A 17,860-nucleotide genomic window follows, 5' to 3' on the forward strand; every position below is an offset into this window, starting at 1 on the left:
GAAACGGCCGAACGATTGCGATCGTCGGCCGTCTCTCATCGTTCCATGCGGGCTCTGCAACGAGCCCCCGAACTACCCGCGCATCATTGTTGACGAATCCAGGTCTGCGAGCGGCCCAGCAGCGACACGCCGATATAGCCTCGCACGACCAGTTTGTTCCCACCGTCTTCCAGGTGCATCTTGCACTTGTAGAGCTTGCCGTTTTCCGGGTCGAGAATCTGCCCGTGATCCCAGGCATCGCCGTCCTTCTTCAGATCGCTGATGATCGTCATGCCGAGAATTGGCTGATCCTTGCGCGCGTCGGTACAAGCGGTGCAGCGGCGGTCCGGCTGGTCGTTCGCGCCGAGCCCCTTGATGACCTTGCCGCTGATCGCGCCGCTGCCGTCTTGCGAGATCTGCACGAGCGCCTTGGGCTGGCCGGTATGATCGTCGATGGTTTGCCAGGTGCCGACCGGACTGTCAGCCTGTGCCATGGCCGTGACGGCACTGGCGAGCAATACGCCGGCGAGCGCGGCATGTTTGGCTGTGCGAAGCGCGACTGCGCGCGCGCGGTGTGTGAATTGCATCATTGTCTTCCTCCTTGATTAAAGACGGCGCGATCATGGTCGCGCGGCGTTATTGGCATCTCGGGCGGTCTTCAGACGCCGGCCGCCGTGATGCCTGGCATGGCCCCTCAGGTTCGACTTCTGCTGCCCTCGTGTGCCACGCGCGGCTTGTGGATGACGGCTTGCCCGCCGCCGGCGACACATCGTCAGCGCAGAATACGTGAAAGTGCGCGCGTCGTTTGATAGTGGACCCTCTAATCAGGACGCGGCACTTTTACCGATCAATTCAGCTGATACGAAAACGTCGCGTTGATGCGCGGACTGCGCGACGCGCTCTCCACCGGCGCGTCGCCGATCGCTTTGGCCACCGAGAGATCGAGGCTGTAGTACTTCGCATCCGAGATGCGGAAGCCGAACGCGATCGACGAAAGCTTCGACGGCGAGGGCGTGCCCGCATGCAGATAGACGCGCGCCATATCGAACGAGACGTAAGGTGTGAGCGTGCGCAGATACGTGAAGCCTGGTGTGAACGCACGGTTGACTTCCAGCATCGCGCCCCAGCCCGAATCGCCTGATGCCTGGCCCGGCTGATAGCCCTGCGCGAAACGCTGCGCGCCGAACGAGATCTGCTCCGAAGTCGGCAGCGACACGCCGCTGTATTGACCTGTCAGAGAGACCGCCGTGCCGATCTTCAACGGCCACTCGTTGGTTTGCGAGAAGCTGGCGCAGGTCGCGCTGATCTACGGCGTGCGCGAACTCGAACTGGTTGGCGCCGTGCTGCGTCTGTCGGTCAAATATGGCGGCCGCGCCGACGTGATGCTCGAACGGACGGCCTCGTTCATGCGCGATCTCGAACATGCCGTGCGCGAACTGGTGGCGATGTCGGCGGAAACGCGGCTTTCGTCGTGGGTGCTGGCCATGTTGCCCGGTCGGCATCGGCGGTTTTCTGATTCTCTCCAATCCTAAGTATTTCGCTTCGATGTGGTTCGACCCGGCTGGCCGGCAACTCGTCTATCTGGCGTTCGTGCTGCAGGTGGTCGGGGCGTATCTGCTGTACCGCCTCGCGAATCTGAGGAATTGACGATGCAGACCCAACAACTCGTCGCACTCGCACTGGCTCTGGCCGCGCTCGGTTTGCTGCTGATCGCCGGCCTGGTGCTGGCGCGCGTGGCGGCCGCGCGGCGCAGCGAACGCACGCTGCGGCACGCGCTCGACGAGCGTGCGTTGCAAAGCGCGGCGCTCGCGGCCGCGGCGGCACGTGGCGCAGAGGGCGCGCAGGGTGGCGCGAAGGCAAGCCGTGCGCAGCGTGCCGCCCACGGGTTTCAAGGGCCTGCTCGAACGCTTCGCGCATACCGGGATTCGCTGGCTCGACACGCCGTTCGGACGCCAGGTTGTCGCTGAAGAAGATCGCCGGCTGCTCGAACAATGCGGCTTCGTGGATACGCGCACGCGCGCCCTCTTTCTGCTGGCGCGGCTGCCGGGCGCGCTACAAGTCGCGCCCCTGGGCTACGATCTCAGCGCGGTCCTGACGCCGATTCTTTCCGGCGTGACGGGGCTCATCAGGCCGGTCCTCAAACCGATCTTCAAACTGCTCGACACCATCCTGGTCCCCACACTTTCCCTATTGGGCGTTCAGGTCGGCACCGCCACGGTCCATAACATGTCGCTGACGTGCGGCGTTTCGCAACTGGTCAACTAGCCAATCCAAGATGAGAACTACCACCAAAATCGAGGAACTCGATATCTACGTCTGGGAAGGCAAGGCCGACATCGTCGACCGGGTCGCGCGCTGCATGGCGAGCTTCGATGTCGAAGTGATCCGTGCGGACGATATCGCGATCTCGCCCGAACGGACCGCGCTGCGGCCGTCGCTTGCGATCATCAGCGTGTCGGTGATCGACAGCGGCGCGCTGATTCTGCACGACTGGCAGGCCGCGCACGGCATTCCAGTGGTCTGGTTCGGCGCCGCGCCGCGCGAACATGATCCGGCCACCTATCCGTCCGAGTACTCGCATATTCTGCCGCTCGACTTCACCTGCGCCGAACTGCGCGGCATGGTCATGAAGCTCGTGCTGCAAATGCGCGCGCACAGCGCGAAGACGCACGAGTCCGATGCGATGATCGCCAACTCGGAGTGCATGCAGGCGCTGCTGCACGAAGTCGACACCTTTGCCGATTGCGACACGAGCGTGCTGGTGCACGGCGAAACCGGCGTCGGCAAGGAGCGCATCGCGCAACTGCTGCACGAAAAACATCGCCGCTACGGGCAAGGCCCGTTCGTCGCGGTGAACTGCGGCGCGATTCCGGACGGCCTGTTCGAATCGCTGTTCTTCGGTCACTCGAAAGGCTCATTCACCGGCGCGGTGGTCGCGCACAAAGGCTACTTCGAGCAGGCCGACGGCGGCACGCTGTTCCTCGACGAAATCGGCGATTTGCCGCTCTATCAGCAGGTCAAGTTGCTGCGCGTGCTCGAAGACAGCGCGGTCACGCGCATCGGTTCGACGACGCCGGTCAAGCTCGACTTCCGGCTGGTGGCGGCGACCAACAAACTGCTGCCGCAACTGGTGAAGGACGGCACGTTTCACGCCGACCTCTACTACCGGCTTGCCGTGATCGAGTTGAAGACTCCGTCGCTGGAGGAACGGGGCGCCGTCGACAAGATTGCGATCTTCAAGGCGTTCATCGCACAGATCGTCGGCGCGGAGCGTCTCGCCGCGTTGTCCGATCTGCCGTACTGGCTCGCCGATGCCGTCGCCGACACGTATTTCCCCGGCAATGTGCGCGAGTTGCGCAACCTGGCCGAGCGCATCGGCGTGACCGTGCGGCAGATCGGCGTGTGGGATGCGGCGCGTCTGCAACGGCTTCTCGCACTCGCGCGCACCACCCAGCCGGTGCCGGCCGAGAGCGTCGCCGAGGTGCTGGTGGACCGCAGCAAATGGGACATGGCCGAGCGTAACCGCGTGCTGGCCGCGCTCGACGCAAACGGGTGGCGCCGCCAGGATACGGCGCTCTATCTGGGCATTAGCCGCAAGGTTCTGTGGGAGAAAATGCTCAAGTATCAAATTTTCGACGAAGAGCCCGAAACACGCGAAAGTGAGTAATAATGAGACGGTTGTACTAAAACAAAAACTGTTCAAGCAGGAATTACATGGACCGAAAGTCGAAACTACGACAGATTGCCTTCGCCGCGTTCGTCGCGATGTGGGCAGTGCAGGGCGTCAATGCGCAGGCTCTGTCTGACAGCAACGCCAGCGCCGGGGGCGGCGTTGTTTCCCAGCCAGGCACGACGGCGGCGTTGCCGGCTACCTCACAGGCAGGACAGGCACCGAACTCGGCGCTCACGCCCGACGAAGCGAAGCAATCCGCGGCGGGCAACGTAGCGGAATTGCAGCAGATGATCCACGGCTCGGATCTGAGCGAATTGCGCACCACGTATAACGGCAGCTACGGAGCGAGCTTGCTGTTTTACGGCAAGGAAATGACGTACTACGTGGCGCTGTTCCAGCAGAAAAATTTCTGGCGTGTCATCAAGACGCAGGACGCGGCGCGTGCCGACATGATCTACAAGGATTTCGCGCGTCAGACGGTGCAACTGTCGGACGTCGAGATTCGCCGCACGCAACTCGAGGCGCAAAAAGCGTTCACGGAGCGGATGATCGCGTTGTCGCAGGATCGTGCCAACCGCTTGCAAGCGGACCTCGATGTCGCGCGGCAGCAGCAGACCATTGTGGCGACCCAGCAGCAGCAGACTCACGCCGAAGCCTTGACGCTCGCTCAGCAGAAGGCCTCCGCGCAAGATCAGTTGCGCGCCACGCAGCGGCAGGTGCGCGATCTGCAGCGCCAGCTGGAAAGCGGTTTACCTTCGCACTGAGTGCGGTGGTCTGAAGAGCATCCGGTGGGCAGGGCGGCGCGGCGTTGAACGTGTTGCCCGGCTCATCGAAACGATGACTCGTTATTCCGCTGTCTTCGTGCAACGCGCGTCGTTCGCGAGGTCCAGGCCAACGGTGTCGCCGTTTCACGACTCGCTCAATTCTCGATCCCCACGGCAGTAACAGCCCGCCACGTTTATTCCACGCGTGTTCGCGTGACGTCTCACGCGCGGCACGCGAGTGGCTCGGCGCACATCTTCCCAATTGTCTTGCACGCGTACGCGCACGAGCGCCTGCGCCCAACGTACCGGCCGTGCGGTGGCGGCGGCCAGACCTTGGCTGCTGCTTCGTTTCCCTGTGCTCCGCGAGCCACCAATGCGGCCAACTTTAATGCCGCTTCTTTCCCTCCGAAGACGCTCCTTTCTCCGGCGCGTGATGCGGGTCCGCCATGTCGACGGCGATCGGATCGCTGGCGGGAAAGCTTTCCTCGAGCGCCTCGTCGAGACGGCTATCGGCGGACTCGTTGGATGCCTGTGTGGCGGCGGTTTGCGATTCGTGTTGCTTCTTGCTGGTCATGACGTGCTCCGTAAGAAGAGAGTCAGCAAATCAGCATAGCGCAAAGCGGGGCTCGGCGAACATCGACCGAACGGCCTAGGACCGCGCGCCGTAAGCGTCCGCTTCAAAACCGCAAGCCGAACGCTGTACGAACCGATGCGGGTTCATCAGCCGAAACTTAAAACCATTGCGCAGTAACTCGTTTTCCGTGTGTCGACACAGTGCGACGCGGAAAAGAAAAGCAAGCGCCGGCCGCGTGGGCCGGTAGACCGCAACGCATGCCGCGAATCGGCCGTGTCGCGCTCGGGAGGGGCGCAACCAGAACCCGCGAACAACAAGGCAGCGAACAAAATGAACCGGAAAAAAACCGCGTGCGCGTCGCAGCGCCTCAACGCGTCGCACGTCGTGGAAGCTGAATTGGAACACCTGGATTGGGCAACGAAGCAACCGGCGCAGCGCTTGCTGGACGCCGTGTACTGGAGGCGCCGCGTGCTGGCGGTCAAATGCGGATTCGAACTGACGGACTTGCAGGTGATGCGTCTGGAAAAGATCTTGCAGCGGCTCGGCCATTCACCGGAGTAGCCGAGCGCTGCCGCGGCCGCTTACTCGCTGCCGCCATTACCGCCTTGAGTGCCACCACCATTACCACCTTGAGTGCCGCCACCATTACCGCCGTGATTGCCGCCGCCATGGTTACCACCACCGTGGTTGCCACCGTCGCCGCCCGTGCCGAACAGACGCCGGCGGCGCGTAACCACCACCGGGCCGTCCGACGTGCCGCTGCTACGATCCGACGCAGGCCGGTCCGAAGACGGCGCGCCATACGACTCGCGCGGTTCACGCGGTTCGCGCGGCTCACGATGGTCGCGCGGTTCACGCGAACCGTGCGGGCCGCGCGTGGTGTGCTCACCGTGCGAGGGACGCCCCGCGCGCGGAGCCGGACGCGTGCCGGTGTCGAGCTGGATCGTCGAGATCGCGCGCTTGTAGATGCCTTGCAGGCCGACAGGCGTGCGCAGCATCACCAGATACTGATCGAACGACTCGATGCACCCCGTCAGGCGGATGCCGTTGACAAGGTAGATCTCGACGCGCTTTCGTTCTTTGCGCGCAGCGTTCATGAAGTCGTTTTGCGGGTGCGATTCTGCGGAAGCCATGGACAATTCAGGTTAGAAAGACGGTTGTTCGCCGCGATTCTACCCTGTGTGGGGGCGGAACGCGTCGGCGGGCGAACTGCGTCCACTATAACGGCTTGTGGGCACATAAGCATCTGATAACTATTGACTGTAACGTTGAGTTACGAATGTGCCGACGAATGCCGCATTCTTCCGCCACACGCGGCCTTGCGCGGCGCGGGTGGCGGAAAAAGATGGCGCAGGGTCGTGCATTGGGTGGAATAAATCACCGCCTGACCGCGTTATATCAGGCATGGCGACGCTGCATCGTGCGCGTGGCCGATCGGCTTGCCGGCCGCACCGGATGTCCGGGCGCTCATCTGCAAGCATCGTGCATGGGACCAGAGTAAGGCACTAAAGCGCCAACTCTGACCGACAGGAGACTCACCATGAAAGTATCGCGCATCCTTTCCGCCGTTTTCGTTCTGCTGGCACTCGCGGGCGGTACGCTCGCGACGAGCGCGTGCACGTCCGCGACCGATAGCGGCGCCTCCAGCACGAGCGGCAGCGGCAGCAGCGGCGGCTACTGAACGCCGCTCGCCGGGTGAATTTCGAAGCCGAAGTGATTTCGTGGCTCCCACAGCTGCGCCGCTACGCGCGCGCACTGACGGGCGACCGCGCGTGGGCCGACGACCTCGTGCAGGATACGGCGGAGCGCGCGCTCGCCCGTTGGGCGGCGTTCCGGCCGGACAGCAATCTGCGCGCATGGCTCCTGACGATCCTGCGGCATCTCTACATCGACCAGTTGCGCGGCCGCCGCGAGATTGCCGTCGACGACGAGAGCGCGCCGTGGCGCAATCTCGAAGCGCCGCAAGGGGAAGTCGACGGCCTCGTGCTGCGCGATCTGCAGCGCGCGTTGTATTGTCTGCCTGTCGAACAGCGCGAAGTGCTGTTGCTGGTCTGCGTGGAGGAGCTGTCCTATCAGGAAGCGTCACGCGCGCTCGGCGTGCCGATCGGCACGGTGATGTCGCGGCTCTCTCGCGCGCGCGAACACATGCGCGCGTTGCTGACGGAGGGACCGGCGCAGGGGCCGGCGCGTAAAAGTCCACCGTTGAAAGTAGTGAGAAACCCGTGATGAACAGCGACGACTACGATTCCAGCTTGCCCGAAGGGCTCGATCTGCGAGCGCTGTCGGCGTTTGTCGACGGTGAATTGCCGGGCGCGGAGCGTGCCGCGATCGAGGCTCAACTGGCGCAGCATCCGCAGGCCGCCGCGCGCGTGGCCGCATGGCGCGCGCAGAAAGCCGCGTTGCGTGTGCTGTGCGGCGCGCCGCAGCGCAGCGAGCGTCATGAGCGTGATGAGCAAGATACGGCCAATGAGCCGGCCTTCATCGTGTTGCGCCGGCGGACGTCGTGGTGGCAGCGCGTGGGCGTCGCGGCGTGCTGGCTGGCGGCCGGCGCCGGGCTCGCGCTCGCCCTCGGGCCGCTCGCGCCGCGTCTGACCGGCGGCGCGTGGGGCGGTCTGGGCGGCAGCCCGCCGAGCTTCGCCGAGCGCGCGGACATCGCTTACGCGGTGTACACACCGGAGCGGCGCCATCCGGTGGAAGTTGCCGCGAACGAAGAAGAGCATCTGATCAACTGGCTCTCCAAACGGCTGAACCGGCCGCTCTCGGTGCCGTCCTTGCAGGAGTACGGCTACTCGCTGGTGGGTGGTCGGCTGTTACCCGGCGAAGCGGGACCGGCGGCGCAGTTCATGTATGAGAACACCAGCGGCGCGCGTCTCACGCTCTACGTCACCGGCATCTCACGCGACGAAACCGCGTTCCGCCTGTTCCGCGACGGCAACCGGCGCACCTTCTACTGGGTCAGCGACGGCATGGGCTACGCGCTGTCCGGGCCGATCGCGGAAGGCAAGCTGCGCACGATCGCCATCGACGTGTGCAGCGCGCTCGGCGGCAAACCGGAGTCGTGGCAGTAGGGGCATTCGCCGCTCCGATCGGTCCGCCCGTTGATCGGCCGGCTCTGCAACACCCGGTAACAGAAACTGCGTGCGCGCCCGCCGCGCACGCGGAATAGCGTCGCGCGACGCAACGTTTACTTGTTGCTGGACCGTGCCGTCGCCGCGCGCTTGTGCGCGTTCACGGCAAGGTCTTCAGCAAGGCAAACCGACGGTGTCTTCACGGTGCCGACACGTTTCTTGCGGGTCGCAACGCCGGCGCGTCGAGGCAGCAAAATCATGCTCACATTTCATCAGTTCGGCAGCGGGCTGTATTGCGGCGTAGCCTGTGTGTGCCTGTGCGCCGCGTGCGCGGCGCCGGTCGAAGCGCAATCGGATGCGTCGGTGTGCCGGTTCGTGGCGGGGCAGGCGGAAATCGACGGCGTCATGCAGCAGATCACCGGCCGCGCGTGTCTGCAACCGGACGGCACGTGGCAGATCGTCGAGGACGATGCCGGCGCTCAGGCCTTGGCGAATGGCCCCGTCTACTACTACGATCCATGGTATTGGGGGCCGCCGGTGGTGTTCGGTGTCGGCGTGTCGTTCGTGTTCGTCGACCGCTTTCATCATTTTCATCACATGGATCATGTGCGCTATGCGCATGGCGTGCATGGATCGTTCGGCATGGGCGGCCACGGTGGTTGGCATGGTGCGGCGCCCATGCACACATGGGGCGGTATGTCGCACGGCGGCGGCGGAATGCGCCGCTGACTCGCTGCCGCTGACTCGTGCCAATGACTCGTGCCAGTGACTCGTGCCGCTGATTCACTGCCGCGGATTCGCGCGGCGGCCAAGGAGACGCTTTGATTCGCAACTTGCCGCCGAAGGTGTCCGCCGCGCAGTTCGACCGCGCGCTCGCCGGTTGGCGTTCGATTGTCGGCGAGCCGCAGGTGGTGACCTCGGCGGACGGCCTCGCCGCGTATCTCGATCCGTTCGCGCCCGGCGAGCGCGAAGCGTTTTCGGCGAGTGCCGCCGTCTTGCCCGGCTCCGTCGATGAAATCCGCGCGGTGCTGCGCATTGCCAATCAATTTCGCATTCCGCTGTGGACCGTCTCGACCGGACGCAACTTCGCGTATGGCGGCGCTGCGCCGCGTCTCGCCGGGTCGGTCGTGCTCGATCTGCATAGGATGAACCGCATCATCGAAGTGAACGAGGCCATGGCGTATGCGCTGGTCGAGCCGGGCGTCAGTTACTTCGATCTCTACGCGTATCTGCGCGACAAAGGCTACAAGCTGTGGGTCGATCCGCCCGCGGCCGGTTGGGGCAGCGTGGTCGGCAATACGCTCGAACGTGGCTTCGGCTATACCGCGTACGGCGATCACGCGGCGTCGCAGTGCGGCATGGAAGTGGTGCTCGCCAACGGCGATGTGTTGCGCACCGGTATGGGCGGCATCGAAATCGGCACCGCGTGGCAGTTGTACCAGCCGGGTTACGGACCTTCATTCGATTCGATGTTCATGCAGTCGAACTACGGCATCGTCACCAAGCTGGGCGTCTGGCTGATGCCCGCGCCGCCCGCGTATCTGCTCGGCGAAATCCAGTTTCGACATGAAGCGGATCTCGAAGCGATCGTGGAGATTTTGCGGCCGTTGCGGCTCGATGAAACGATCCGCAATCACGCGGTGATTGAAGGCGGTTTGCGCCGCGCGGCCGGCTTGTCGGCGCGCGCGCAGTGGTACGACGGACCGGGCGCGATGCCTGAGAGCGCGGTGACCGCGATGCTCGAGAAACTGAATGTGGGCCGCTGGAATCTGCATTTCGCGCTCTACGGTACGCCTGAATCGATCGACACGCGCCATGCGATCGTGCAGCGCGCGTTTGCGCGCGTACCGCAGGCGCGGTTCCTGGCGGCGCGCTACGCGGGCGACGCGCAGCCCACGGCGGGTGGCGACCGCAATCTCGCCGGCATTCCGGCGATGAGCGCGTTTCGCATGCTCGACTGGCGCGGCGGTGCGGGCGCGCATGTTGACTTCGCGCCGGTATGTCCCGCGACCGGTCGCGACGCGTTGCGTCAATACACGATGGTCAAGGCGCGCGCCGCGGAATATGGCTTCGATTACTACGGCGGTTTTACGGCGGGCGTGCGCCATCTGCATCACATTTTCGCGGCGATCTTCGACCGCGACGACGCAAACCAGGTCGAGCAGGCCGGCGCGCTATTGCGTTCGCTGATGAGCGACGCGCGCGCGGCGGGTTACGGCGAATATCGCGCGCATCTCGCGTATATGGATTTTGCCGCGGCCCAATACAGCTTCAACGACGGTGCATTGCTGCGGCTCTCGGAGACGATCAAGGACGCGCTCGACCCGAACGGCATTCTCGCGCCGGGCAAGCAGGGCATCTGGCCGGCGGCGTGGCGCGACCGGCGCGGCTACACCTGAGGGCGCGGCGCTTGCCGTATGCGCGCCATCACGACAGGAGCGATGAATGGACCGGCGCACTTTCATGATGACCGGCGCATGCCTCTCGACCGCGGCAGGCAGCGCGTGGCCGTGGCTCGCGCAGGCGGCGGCGCGCGGCAATACGGTGGCGGTGGTCGATTCCACGCTGGCGTATGGCGCCGCATTCGCCGGCTATGCCGCACATCGGCAGTTGCCCGTATTCGAAACCGGAGACGATATCGGCGCGCTCTGGTACACGACACTCGCCCCGTTGCTTTGCGCAACGCCGACATCCACGCCCACGCTCTTGTCGGCCTCGCTGATCGGCCTCACACGCGAGTCCGATTACTTCGTGTTGAACCAGCTCGCTAAAAGCGCGGGAAATGTCATCGAACACAGTCACGAGCAAAGCGCGGGCTCGGACACACAGCGTGGTCATGTCGCATTTGCATTCGCGTTCGCGCCGCACGTGTTGCGCAAGGGTTAGAACGTGTACGCCTTGTTCTTTGGATCGAAAGTCGAGTCGTCGAATGTTTTCGGCGTGATGGTTTCGAACACGATCTTTTCGAAGATCTTGCCGTCGTTGTCATAAGACTCGACGGTGCGGAAATACGGATGCCGCAGATCGAGGCCGAGCGTTTCTTTCTTCGCGTAGAACTGCGGCTGGCCGGTCGGTGTTTCGAAGGTGAAGGCCACTACGCGCACGCCGTCGACCGTTTTGACTTCTACCTGGGTCGAACGCGGCAAGCCGGCCTCGATATATTTCTTGCCCTCGCTGAGATACTGGTTCGCGATGTATTCCGTGCCGAGATCGCGCACCTGATGATTCGATTGCGCGCGCGCGAGGGCGCCGGTCAGCGAGGTCCATACCGGCATCACATTCATGATGCCGCCCAGATGCCCGTACATCTCATCGGTGCGCTTGGATTCGTCGTAGATGATTTCCTGGCCGGCGCGCGCGCCATCGGGCAACCACTTCGCGTAGATGCGCAGCGGGTCGTGCGCGACGCGCACCAGCATGTGATCGGGCTGGTCGGGCCATTGGCCGTGAATGCGTTCCGAACGTGCCATCGTGAACTCATACGATGGATAGCCGTTCGGCCCTTCCTTGATATAGCGCGGCAACGCGAGTGGATCGAGCGACTGGAACAGCGCGACCAGTTGCGCGTCGGCGAGTTTTTCCATCGCGCCGCTTTGTTGCGCGGCGCGCAGCCACTTGACCTGCTGATCCAGCGTGAGCTTGCCGACCTGCGAGGAGGGCGTGGACGGCGCCTTCACCGCGTTGGCGGTATCGAGCGCGGGCGGCGTGTCGTCGTTTTGCGCGAACGCCACGGGCGTGGTCAGTACGGCCGCTCCTGCGATTAGCAGCGCGGTCAGGAGCTTGAGCATCGGCACGCTTCGCAGCGACGCAGCAAACGGCTCATGAAACCGCGCACTAAGGGCCGCGAAGGTCCCGCCGGTGAAACCCGATGAGCCCGCACGCAAACCAGCAATCTGCGGCGAAAAACGGGCGAGGCGCATGAAGACGGGCGTGCGGCGTGAACGTGCGGACAGGCGGTGCTTCATGAATCTCTCCGAAAGGTGACGCGAAGCGCCTTCCCTGTCAGGCAGGCTTTTGCTTCGCGAGTTCCTCGTCGCGCAGAGCGCGGCGCAGAATCTTGCCGACATTGGTTTGCGGCAGCGCGTCGCGAAACTCGACGAGCTTCGGCACCTTGTAGCCGGTCAGGTTCTTGCGACAGTGGGCGACCACCTGTTCCGCCGTCAGGGAAGGATTGCGCTTGACGATGAACACCTTCACCCGTTCACCTTGCGCGGCATCGGGCACGCCGATTGCGGCGACTTCGCGCACGTCCGGATGCGCCGCGATCACGTCTTCGATTTCGTTCGGATAGACGTTGAAGCCCGACACCAGGATCATGTCCTTCTTCCGGTCGATCAGCCGGATAAAGCCGCGCGAATCCATCACGCCGATGTCGCCGGTGGCGAGCCAACCGTCGTCGTCGATCACCTTGGCGGTTTCGTCCGGACGATTCCAGTAGCCTTTCATCACCTGCGGTCCCTTCACGCACAATTCGCCCGCCTCGCCGATGTTCGCCCAATTGCCGTCGTCCTTCCTGAAACGGACTTGTGTGGACGGCGCGGGCAAACCGATCGAGCCTTCGAAGTCGCGCATGTTGCTGAGGTCGACCGGATTCATCGACACGATCGGCGAGCATTCCGTGAGCCCATAGCCTTCGATGATCGGCTTGCCGGTCACCGCCTTGAAGCGCTCGGCCACTGACTTCTGCGTGGCCATGCCGCCCGCCATCGCGAGCTTGAGATCGGAGAAGTCGCGCTTGCAGAATTCCTCGTTGTCGAGGAACGCGTTATAGAGCGTGTTCACGGCGGTCATGCTGGTGAATTTCTCGTGACGGATGATCATCATCACGCGCTGCATGTCGCGCGGATTGGCGATCAGAATATTGCGCCCGCCCAGTCCCATGAAGATCAGCGCGTTCACCGTCAACGAATAGATGTGATAGAGCGGTAGCGGTGTGAGCACCGTTTCGACCTCTCCGGTCAACTGACCTTCGGACCACGCCTTCGCCTGCAGCAGATTGGCGATGATGTTCTTGTGCGTGAGCATCGCGCCCTTGGCGACGCCGGTCGTGCCGCCCGTGTACTGCAGGAATGCGATGTCGTCGTGCGTGGGGCGCACGGGCGTCAACGGCCGCGAGTAGCCGATGGAAAGCGCTTCGAGCAGCGGCACCGCCTTGGGGAGGTTGTACGCGGGCACCATCTTCTTCACGTGCCGCAGCATGAAATTGAGCAGACGTCCCTTCAGATTCGGGCCGTTGGCGAGCAGATCGCCCAGGCCCGTGACGATGACGTTCTGCACCTTGGTGCCGGGCAGCGCGTCTTCGACCGTCTTCGCGAAGTTCTCGAACACGATGATGGTTTGCGCGCCGCTGTCCTTCAACTGATGCGCGAGTTCACGCACCGTATAGAGCGGATTCACGTTGACCACCACGCCCCCGGCCTTCAGTATGCCGAACAGCGAGACCGGATACTGGAATGTATTCGGCAACATGATCGCCACGCGTTCGCCAGGCTTCACGCCGAGGCTTTGCAGATAGGCGGCGAACGCGGTGGCCTTGCGGCCGAGTTCACCGTAGGTCATGTTCGCGCCCACGCTCACATACGCGACACGCTCGCGGAACTGCGCGATGCATTCGTCGAAGAACTGGACGACCGACTCGTATTTTGCCACGTCGATTTCACGCGGCACGTCCGCCGGATAGGACGCGTACCAGATGCCATCGGTGTTGGGCGCGTGGTGCGGCGAGTGACCCTGCGTGAAAGCAGGCGCCGGGTTCGCTGCGTTCGGCGCCGCGGATTCGCCGCCAGGCGGAAGCGGGGTTTGAGTGCGCTGGGTCATGGTCGTCTCCTGACGCTGTGGCTTCATCTCTTTGTGTGCCGGCCCTGCGGCCAGTCATCGAAGCAATCCACGCGAGTGTGGCAGCGTGTGAAGCAAAAGCATGCGGCGAAGCAAACACTGAAACGCATCTCATGCTCAGCGTTCCAGAATCGCGACCACCCCCTGGCCGCCCGCCGCGCAGATCGAAATCAGCCCGCGCGCGGTGCCGGCCGGTTTGTCGAGTTGCGCGAGCATTTTCGCGAGCCCCGCGACGATACGTCCACCCGTCGCCGCGAACGGATGGCCTGTGGCCAGCGAACTGCCGTTCACGTTCAATTTTGTCCGGTCGATCGCGCCGAGCGGGCCGGCCAAACCGAGTTGCGTGCGGCAATACTCGTCATCCTGCCATGCCGCGAGCGTGCACAACACCTGCGCGGCAAACGCTTCGTGGATTTCGTACAGGTCGAAGGCCTGCAACGTGAGCCCGGCGCGCGCCAGCATGCGCGGCACGGCGTAGGCGGGCGCCATCAGCAGGCCTTCCTTCTTGTCGAAGAAGTCGACGGCGGCGGTCTCGGACCAGCTCAGATACGCGAGCACCGGCAGTCCATGACGCGCGGCCCATTCCTCGCTCGCGAGCAGCACGGCGGAAGCGCCGTCGGTGAGCGGCGTCGAATTGCCCGCGGTCAGCGTGCCGGCGTCGCGATCGAATACGGGTTTCAGGCTCGCGAGTTTTTCTAGAGTGAGATCGGAGCGCAGATTGTTGTCGCGCGCAAGGCCCCGGTACGGCGTCATCAGGTCGTTGACGAAGCCGCGCGCATACGCCTCCGTGAGCTTGCGGTGGCTGTCGTAGGCGAGCACGTCCTGCGCCTCGCGCGAAATGTTCCAGCGCTTGGCCATCAGTTCGCAATGCTCGCCCATCGAAAGGCCCGTGCGCGGTTCAACGTTGCGCGGCAGGAGCAGCTTGAAAAACATGCCGGGCCGCAGCTTGCTCAGCGCGCCGACGCGTTGCCCGGTGCTCTTGCCGCGATTGGCTTCGAGCAGGATCTTGCGCATCCGTTCGTTGACGCCGATCGGCGCATCGGACGTCGTATCGACGCCGCCCGCGATGCCCACTTCGATCTGCCCCAAAGCGATCTTGTTGGCGACGAGAATCGCCGCTTCGAGTCCGGTGCCGCAGGCCTGCTGCACGTCGTAGGCGGGCGTTTCCTTGGCGAGCGTGGTGGACAGGACGGATTCGCGCGTCAGATTGAAGTCGCGCGAATGCTTGATGACGGCGCCCGCCGCGACTTCGCCCAGGCGTTCGCCGTGCAGGTTGTAGCGGTCGATCAGGCCTTGCAGCGTAAAGGTCAGCATGTCCTGATTCGATGCGGTCGCGTAGGCGGTGTTCGAGCGAGCAAACGGAAGCCGGTTGCCCCCGACGATGGCGACTCGGCGTACGGCTGGCAGCGGGTTGGACATGCTCGGCTCCTTCGGGTCGTTCCCTGGCTATTGAATGATGCGAATGGCGCGAATGCTGCGATTGGTGTGACGGTTGATCGCGAGGGTTGTGATCCAACAACGATTTCAGCCGCCCTCGGTTCCACGATTCGACGCAACATGCGTGCGCCTCATTGCAGCCTCCATTGCATGCGGCCGCGCAAATGCGGTTTCTGCCCGGCGATATCGCGCACTTCGATGTCGCGTTCGATCAGCGAAGGCGACGCGCTCCACAGCGACGCTTCGCCGGGCAGCAGCATCGGCAGTTTGAATTCGGCGCTGAGCGTGGCTTCGGCAAGCGGCTTCGGCGGCTGCAATGCGGAGGCGGCACGCGCCAGCGTCCACATGCCGTGCGCGATCGCGCGCGGAAAGCCGAAGGCCTTCGCGGACAGCGCGGTCAGATGAATCGGGTTGTAGTCGCCGGACACGTTCGCGTAGTCGCGGCCCAATTGCGACGCGAGTTGCCAGCGCGCGATACGTTGCAGCGCTTCGGGCCCGAGTTCGAGCGGATCGAGCACGCCGCCGCTCGCCGGCACGCCGCGTTTCAGATAGACGCTGTCGCCGTCCCAGACCGCTTCGCCGCGCCGGTACATGCGGGTATGCAGCACGAACGCCTGACCTTTGTCGTGGCGCAGCAGCGCGCCGAATTCCACCTCGACGCGCAGCATCTCCTTGTAGGCGAGCGGCCGGCGCAGGCGCACATGGTTGGCCAGATGCACGAGGCCGAGCGCCGGCCATGGAAACGCCGGGTCCGTCAGCATCAGCAGATGCAAGGGAAAGGCGAGCAGATGCGGATACGTGAGCGGCACGCCGTGCTCGGGGATGAAACCGCACACGCGCGCGTAACGCCAGATCGGCCCCGGATCGAGGGCGACGGCGGGACGCACCAGCCGCAGCGGCGGCAGTTGCGTCTCGCGCCCGCGTTTGACAATGCCGGACAACGCGCGTGCATAGAGCTTGGCGGGCGCGGGCAAGGTGTCGATCACGACGGTCTTGGGCCGCACCGCGTCCGGCCGCGTCGGGTTCGATAGAGGACTGCCGCCGAACGGATCACTGGGCTCACCCATGGTCACGCTCCAATCAGGCTTTGTCCGCACACGCGCACGATCTGGCCGCTCACGCCGGCCGAGCCCGGATGCGCGAGCCACGCGATGGTCTGCGCGACGTCGACCGGCTGGCCGCCCTGGCTCATCGAATTCATGCGGCGGCCGGCTTCACGGATGGTCAGCGGGATCTTCGCGGTCATCTGCGTTTCGATGAAGCCGGGCGCGACCGCATTGATCGTGATGCCGCGTGCGCGCAGATGCGGCGCCATGCTCTGCACCCGGCCGATCACGCCGGCCTTCGAGGTGGCGTAATTGGTCTGGCCGAGATTGCCGGCGATGCCGCTGATCGACGACACGCCGATGATCCGGCCGCCGTCGCGCAGAATGCCGGCGGCGAGCAGGGCGTCGTCGATCCGCTCCTGCGCGGACAGGTTGATGTCGATCACGCTTTGCCACGCGGCCTCGGTCATCTTCGCGATGGTTTTGTCCTTGGTGATGCCGGCGTTGTGCACGACGATATCCACGCCCTGTTCGTCGAGCGCGGCGGCGATCTGCGCGGGCGCTTCGGGCGCGGCGATATCGAAGGCGAGGGCGGTGCCGTTCAACTGACGCAGGGTCGCGTCGAGCGCCCCTCGCGCCGAAGGGATGTCGATGCCGATCACGTGCGCGCCTTCGGCGGCGAGTACGCTCGCAATCGAGGCGCCGATGCCGCGCGCGGCGCCGGTCACGACCGCGCGCCGGCCCGCGAGTGGTTGCTGCCAGTCGAATGTGGGCGCAGTCTCGCTGCTTGTGATTGAACTGGCAGCGGCGATGCGTACGACCTGGCCCGACACATACGCGGAGCGCGGTGACAGGAAGAACCGCAGCGTCGCTTCCACGCGGTTCTCGGCGCCTTGCTCCACATACACGAGATTCGCGGTGATGCCGCGCCGTGCCTCCTTGCCAAGCGAACGCGTGAAACCTTCGAGCGCGCGTTGCGCGGTCCATTGACGCGGCGTCGCGCAACTTTCCGGCGGCCGTCCCAGCACGATGATGCGCCCGCACTTGCCGAGCGAGCGCAACGTATCGTGGAAGAAGCCGTGCAGCGGTTCGAGTTGCGTGCTGTCTTCGATGCCGCTCGCGTCGAACAGCAGGGCCGCGAGTTTGCCTTGCGAGCCTGACTCGGCCGCCTCGAAACGCCCCGTCATGAGACCGTGGCGATTGGCAAGCGGCACCCACAAGCCGGCGCTTTGATGTGCGACGCTCGTCACGCCGATGCTCGCCACGAGGCTCGCGAGCGCGTCGAGCAGATGCGGTTCGCGTCCCGCGCCAATGGCCACCAGTCCGCCGAACTCGGGCTGGTCCGCACGATAGCGGCGCAGCACTTCGGGCTTGGGTAAGCCGAGCGACCGCGCGAGGCGCGCGCCGAACGGCGAATTGACGAAGTTCAGATACGAGTCGTTCATATTATTAGTCGCTCCGCTGGCCACGCCGCAAGGTTGCCT

General features: G+C 64.4%; 19 protein-coding genes and 2 pseudogenes. 12 read left to right on the plus strand and 9 right to left on the minus strand.

Annotation, left to right across the window (positions count from 1 at the left end; translation table 11 throughout):
- Positions 1 to 83 precede the first annotated feature (83 nt).
- Entirely contained in the window at positions 84 to 569 is a 486-nt protein-coding gene (locus tag HF916_RS35500; protein WP_168793463.1) for a DUF2147 domain-containing protein, read from the minus strand.
- A 257-nt stretch (positions 570 to 826) separates the two neighbouring features.
- A pseudogene (locus HF916_RS35505) lies at positions 827 to 1,276 on the minus strand (ShlB/FhaC/HecB family hemolysin secretion/activation protein); the annotation flags it as partial.
- Positions 1,277 to 1,295: 19 nt separating this feature from the next.
- Here HF916_RS35505 and HF916_RS35510 point away from each other — a divergent pair.
- From HF916_RS35510 to HF916_RS35525, 5 genes and pseudogenes are all read left to right on the plus strand, one after another.
- A pseudogene (locus HF916_RS35510) lies at positions 1,296 to 1,626 on the plus strand (type II secretion system F family protein); the annotation flags it as partial.
- A 2-nt stretch (positions 1,627 to 1,628) separates the two neighbouring features.
- A complete protein-coding gene (locus tag HF916_RS49985; RefSeq protein ID WP_206002038.1) occupies positions 1,629 to 1,946 on the plus strand; it encodes a hypothetical protein in 318 nt (105 codons plus the stop codon).
- On the plus strand, positions 1,843 to 2,244 hold the full coding sequence (locus HF916_RS35515; RefSeq protein ID WP_206002039.1) for a hypothetical protein: 402 nt from the start codon (positions 1,843 to 1,845) through the stop codon (positions 2,242 to 2,244). The genes HF916_RS49985 and HF916_RS35515 overlap by 104 nt, the downstream gene beginning before the upstream one ends.
- A 10-nt stretch (positions 2,245 to 2,254) precedes the next feature.
- Positions 2,255 to 3,646, plus strand: a complete 1,392-nt coding sequence (locus HF916_RS35520; protein ID WP_168793464.1) for a sigma 54-interacting transcriptional regulator — start codon at positions 2,255 to 2,257, stop codon at positions 3,644 to 3,646.
- 47 nt (positions 3,647 to 3,693) lie between these two features.
- Positions 3,694 to 4,416, plus strand: coding sequence for a DUF2968 domain-containing protein (locus HF916_RS35525; protein WP_168793465.1), 723 nt, complete (start codon positions 3,694 to 3,696; stop codon positions 4,414 to 4,416).
- Positions 4,417 to 4,801: 385 nt separating this feature from the next.
- Here HF916_RS35525 and HF916_RS35530 read toward each other — a convergent pair whose 3' ends face one another.
- Positions 4,802 to 4,990, minus strand: a complete 189-nt coding sequence (locus HF916_RS35530; RefSeq protein ID WP_168793466.1) for a hypothetical protein — start codon at positions 4,988 to 4,990, stop codon at positions 4,802 to 4,804.
- Positions 4,991 to 5,320: 330 nt separating this feature from the next.
- On the opposite strand from HF916_RS35530, the gene HF916_RS35535 reads away from it, so the two are divergent.
- Positions 5,321 to 5,551, plus strand: coding sequence for a hypothetical protein (locus tag HF916_RS35535; protein ID WP_168793467.1), 231 nt, complete (start codon positions 5,321 to 5,323; stop codon positions 5,549 to 5,551).
- A gap of 20 nt (positions 5,552 to 5,571) precedes the next feature.
- On the opposite strand, the gene hfq is transcribed toward HF916_RS35535, so the two are convergent.
- A complete protein-coding gene (gene hfq / locus HF916_RS35540; protein WP_168793468.1) occupies positions 5,572 to 6,123 on the minus strand; it encodes an RNA chaperone Hfq in 552 nt (183 codons plus the stop codon).
- Positions 6,124 to 6,530: 407 nt separating this feature from the next.
- On the opposite strand from hfq, the gene HF916_RS35545 reads away from it, so the two are divergent.
- The 6 genes from HF916_RS35545 (at position 6,531) to HF916_RS35570 (ending at position 10,944) form a co-directional block, all read left to right on the plus strand.
- Positions 6,531 to 6,671 (plus strand): hypothetical protein, encoded by a 141-nt coding sequence (locus tag HF916_RS35545; protein ID WP_168793469.1) that lies wholly within the window; start codon positions 6,531 to 6,533, stop codon positions 6,669 to 6,671.
- Positions 6,672 to 6,685: 14 nt separating this feature from the next.
- Positions 6,686 to 7,216: a sigma-70 family RNA polymerase sigma factor gene (locus HF916_RS35550; RefSeq protein WP_168793470.1), complete on the plus strand. Its 531-nt coding sequence runs from the start codon at positions 6,686 to 6,688 to the stop codon at positions 7,214 to 7,216.
- Positions 7,216 to 8,058, plus strand: a complete 843-nt coding sequence (locus tag HF916_RS35555; protein WP_168793471.1) for an anti-sigma factor family protein — start codon at positions 7,216 to 7,218, stop codon at positions 8,056 to 8,058. The genes HF916_RS35550 and HF916_RS35555 overlap by 1 nt, the downstream gene beginning before the upstream one ends.
- Positions 8,059 to 8,316: 258 nt before the next feature.
- Positions 8,317 to 8,787, plus strand: a complete 471-nt coding sequence (locus tag HF916_RS35560) for a hypothetical protein (protein WP_168793472.1) — start codon at positions 8,317 to 8,319, stop codon at positions 8,785 to 8,787.
- Positions 8,788 to 8,879: 92 nt separating this feature from the next.
- On the plus strand, positions 8,880 to 10,457 hold the full coding sequence (locus tag HF916_RS35565) for an FAD-binding oxidoreductase (RefSeq protein WP_168793473.1): 1,578 nt from the start codon (positions 8,880 to 8,882) through the stop codon (positions 10,455 to 10,457).
- A gap of 46 nt (positions 10,458 to 10,503) precedes the next feature.
- Positions 10,504 to 10,944 carry a hypothetical protein gene (locus HF916_RS35570; RefSeq protein ID WP_168793474.1) on the plus strand — a complete coding sequence of 147 codons (441 nt, stop codon included), beginning with the start codon at positions 10,504 to 10,506 and terminating at the stop codon, positions 10,942 to 10,944.
- Here HF916_RS35570 and HF916_RS35575 read toward each other — a convergent pair.
- From HF916_RS35575 to HF916_RS35595, 5 genes are all read right to left on the minus strand, one after another.
- Entirely contained in the window at positions 10,941 to 11,846 is a 906-nt protein-coding gene (locus HF916_RS35575; RefSeq protein WP_431311464.1) for a DUF1571 domain-containing protein, read from the minus strand. The genes HF916_RS35570 and HF916_RS35575 overlap by 4 nt on opposite strands.
- Positions 11,847 to 12,060: 214 nt before the next feature.
- The gene (locus HF916_RS35580) at positions 12,061 to 13,875 is read right to left on the minus strand and encodes an AMP-binding protein (RefSeq protein WP_168793476.1); all 1,815 of its coding nucleotides are present in this window, start codon (positions 13,873 to 13,875) and stop codon (positions 12,061 to 12,063) included.
- 135 nt (positions 13,876 to 14,010) lie between these two features.
- Positions 14,011 to 15,312, minus strand: a complete 1,302-nt coding sequence (locus HF916_RS35585; RefSeq protein WP_168793477.1) for an acetyl-CoA C-acetyltransferase — start codon at positions 15,310 to 15,312, stop codon at positions 14,011 to 14,013.
- 149 nt (positions 15,313 to 15,461) lie between these two features.
- Positions 15,462 to 16,397: a MaoC family dehydratase gene (locus HF916_RS35590; protein ID WP_168793478.1), complete on the minus strand. Its 936-nt coding sequence runs from the start codon at positions 16,395 to 16,397 to the stop codon at positions 15,462 to 15,464.
- 2 nt (positions 16,398 to 16,399) lie between these two features.
- Entirely contained in the window at positions 16,400 to 17,821 is a 1,422-nt protein-coding gene (locus HF916_RS35595) for a 3-oxoacyl-ACP reductase (protein WP_168793479.1), read from the minus strand.
- Positions 17,822 to 17,860 lie beyond the last annotated feature (39 nt).

Source organism: Paraburkholderia aromaticivorans (assembly GCF_012689525.1).
GTDB lineage: Bacteria > Pseudomonadota > Gammaproteobacteria > Burkholderiales > Burkholderiaceae > Paraburkholderia > Paraburkholderia aromaticivorans_A.

What these genes read in the sequence shown, in the direction of transcription:
- HF916_RS35560 (WP_168793472.1), top strand. Translation starts at nt 8,317, where the DNA reads ATGCTCACATTTCATCAGTTCGGCAGCGGGCTGTATTGCGGCGTAGCC.
- HF916_RS35585 (WP_168793477.1), bottom strand. Translation starts at nt 15,312, where the DNA reads ATGTCCAACCCGCTGCCAGCCGTACGCCGAGTCGCCATCGTCGGGGGC.
- HF916_RS35525 (WP_168793465.1), top strand. Translation starts at nt 3,694, where the DNA reads ATGGACCGAAAGTCGAAACTACGACAGATTGCCTTCGCCGCGTTCGTC.
- HF916_RS35530 (WP_168793466.1), bottom strand. Translation starts at nt 4,990, where the DNA reads ATGACCAGCAAGAAGCAACACGAATCGCAAACCGCCGCCACACAGGCA.
- HF916_RS35590 (WP_168793478.1), bottom strand. Translation starts at nt 16,397, where the DNA reads ATGGGTGAGCCCAGTGATCCGTTCGGCGGCAGTCCTCTATCGAACCCG.
- HF916_RS35580 (WP_168793476.1), bottom strand. Translation starts at nt 13,875, where the DNA reads ATGACCCAGCGCACTCAAACCCCGCTTCCGCCTGGCGGCGAATCCGCG.
- HF916_RS35545 (WP_168793469.1), top strand. Translation starts at nt 6,531, where the DNA reads ATGAAAGTATCGCGCATCCTTTCCGCCGTTTTCGTTCTGCTGGCACTC.
- HF916_RS35570 (WP_168793474.1), top strand. Translation starts at nt 10,504, where the DNA reads ATGGACCGGCGCACTTTCATGATGACCGGCGCATGCCTCTCGACCGCG.
- HF916_RS35575 (WP_431311464.1), bottom strand. Translation starts at nt 11,846, where the DNA reads ATGCTCAAGCTCCTGACCGCGCTGCTAATCGCAGGAGCGGCCGTACTG.
- HF916_RS35595 (WP_168793479.1), bottom strand. Translation starts at nt 17,821, where the DNA reads ATGAACGACTCGTATCTGAACTTCGTCAATTCGCCGTTCGGCGCGCGC.
- HF916_RS35555 (WP_168793471.1), top strand. Translation starts at nt 7,216, where the DNA reads ATGAACAGCGACGACTACGATTCCAGCTTGCCCGAAGGGCTCGATCTG.
- HF916_RS35520 (WP_168793464.1), top strand. Translation starts at nt 2,255, where the DNA reads ATGAGAACTACCACCAAAATCGAGGAACTCGATATCTACGTCTGGGAA.
- HF916_RS35535 (WP_168793467.1), top strand. Translation starts at nt 5,321, where the DNA reads ATGAACCGGAAAAAAACCGCGTGCGCGTCGCAGCGCCTCAACGCGTCG.
- HF916_RS49985 (WP_206002038.1), top strand. Translation starts at nt 1,629, where the DNA reads ATGCAGACCCAACAACTCGTCGCACTCGCACTGGCTCTGGCCGCGCTC.
- HF916_RS35500 (WP_168793463.1), bottom strand. Translation starts at nt 569, where the DNA reads ATGATGCAATTCACACACCGCGCGCGCGCAGTCGCGCTTCGCACAGCC.
- hfq (WP_168793468.1), bottom strand. Translation starts at nt 6,123, where the DNA reads ATGGCTTCCGCAGAATCGCACCCGCAAAACGACTTCATGAACGCTGCG.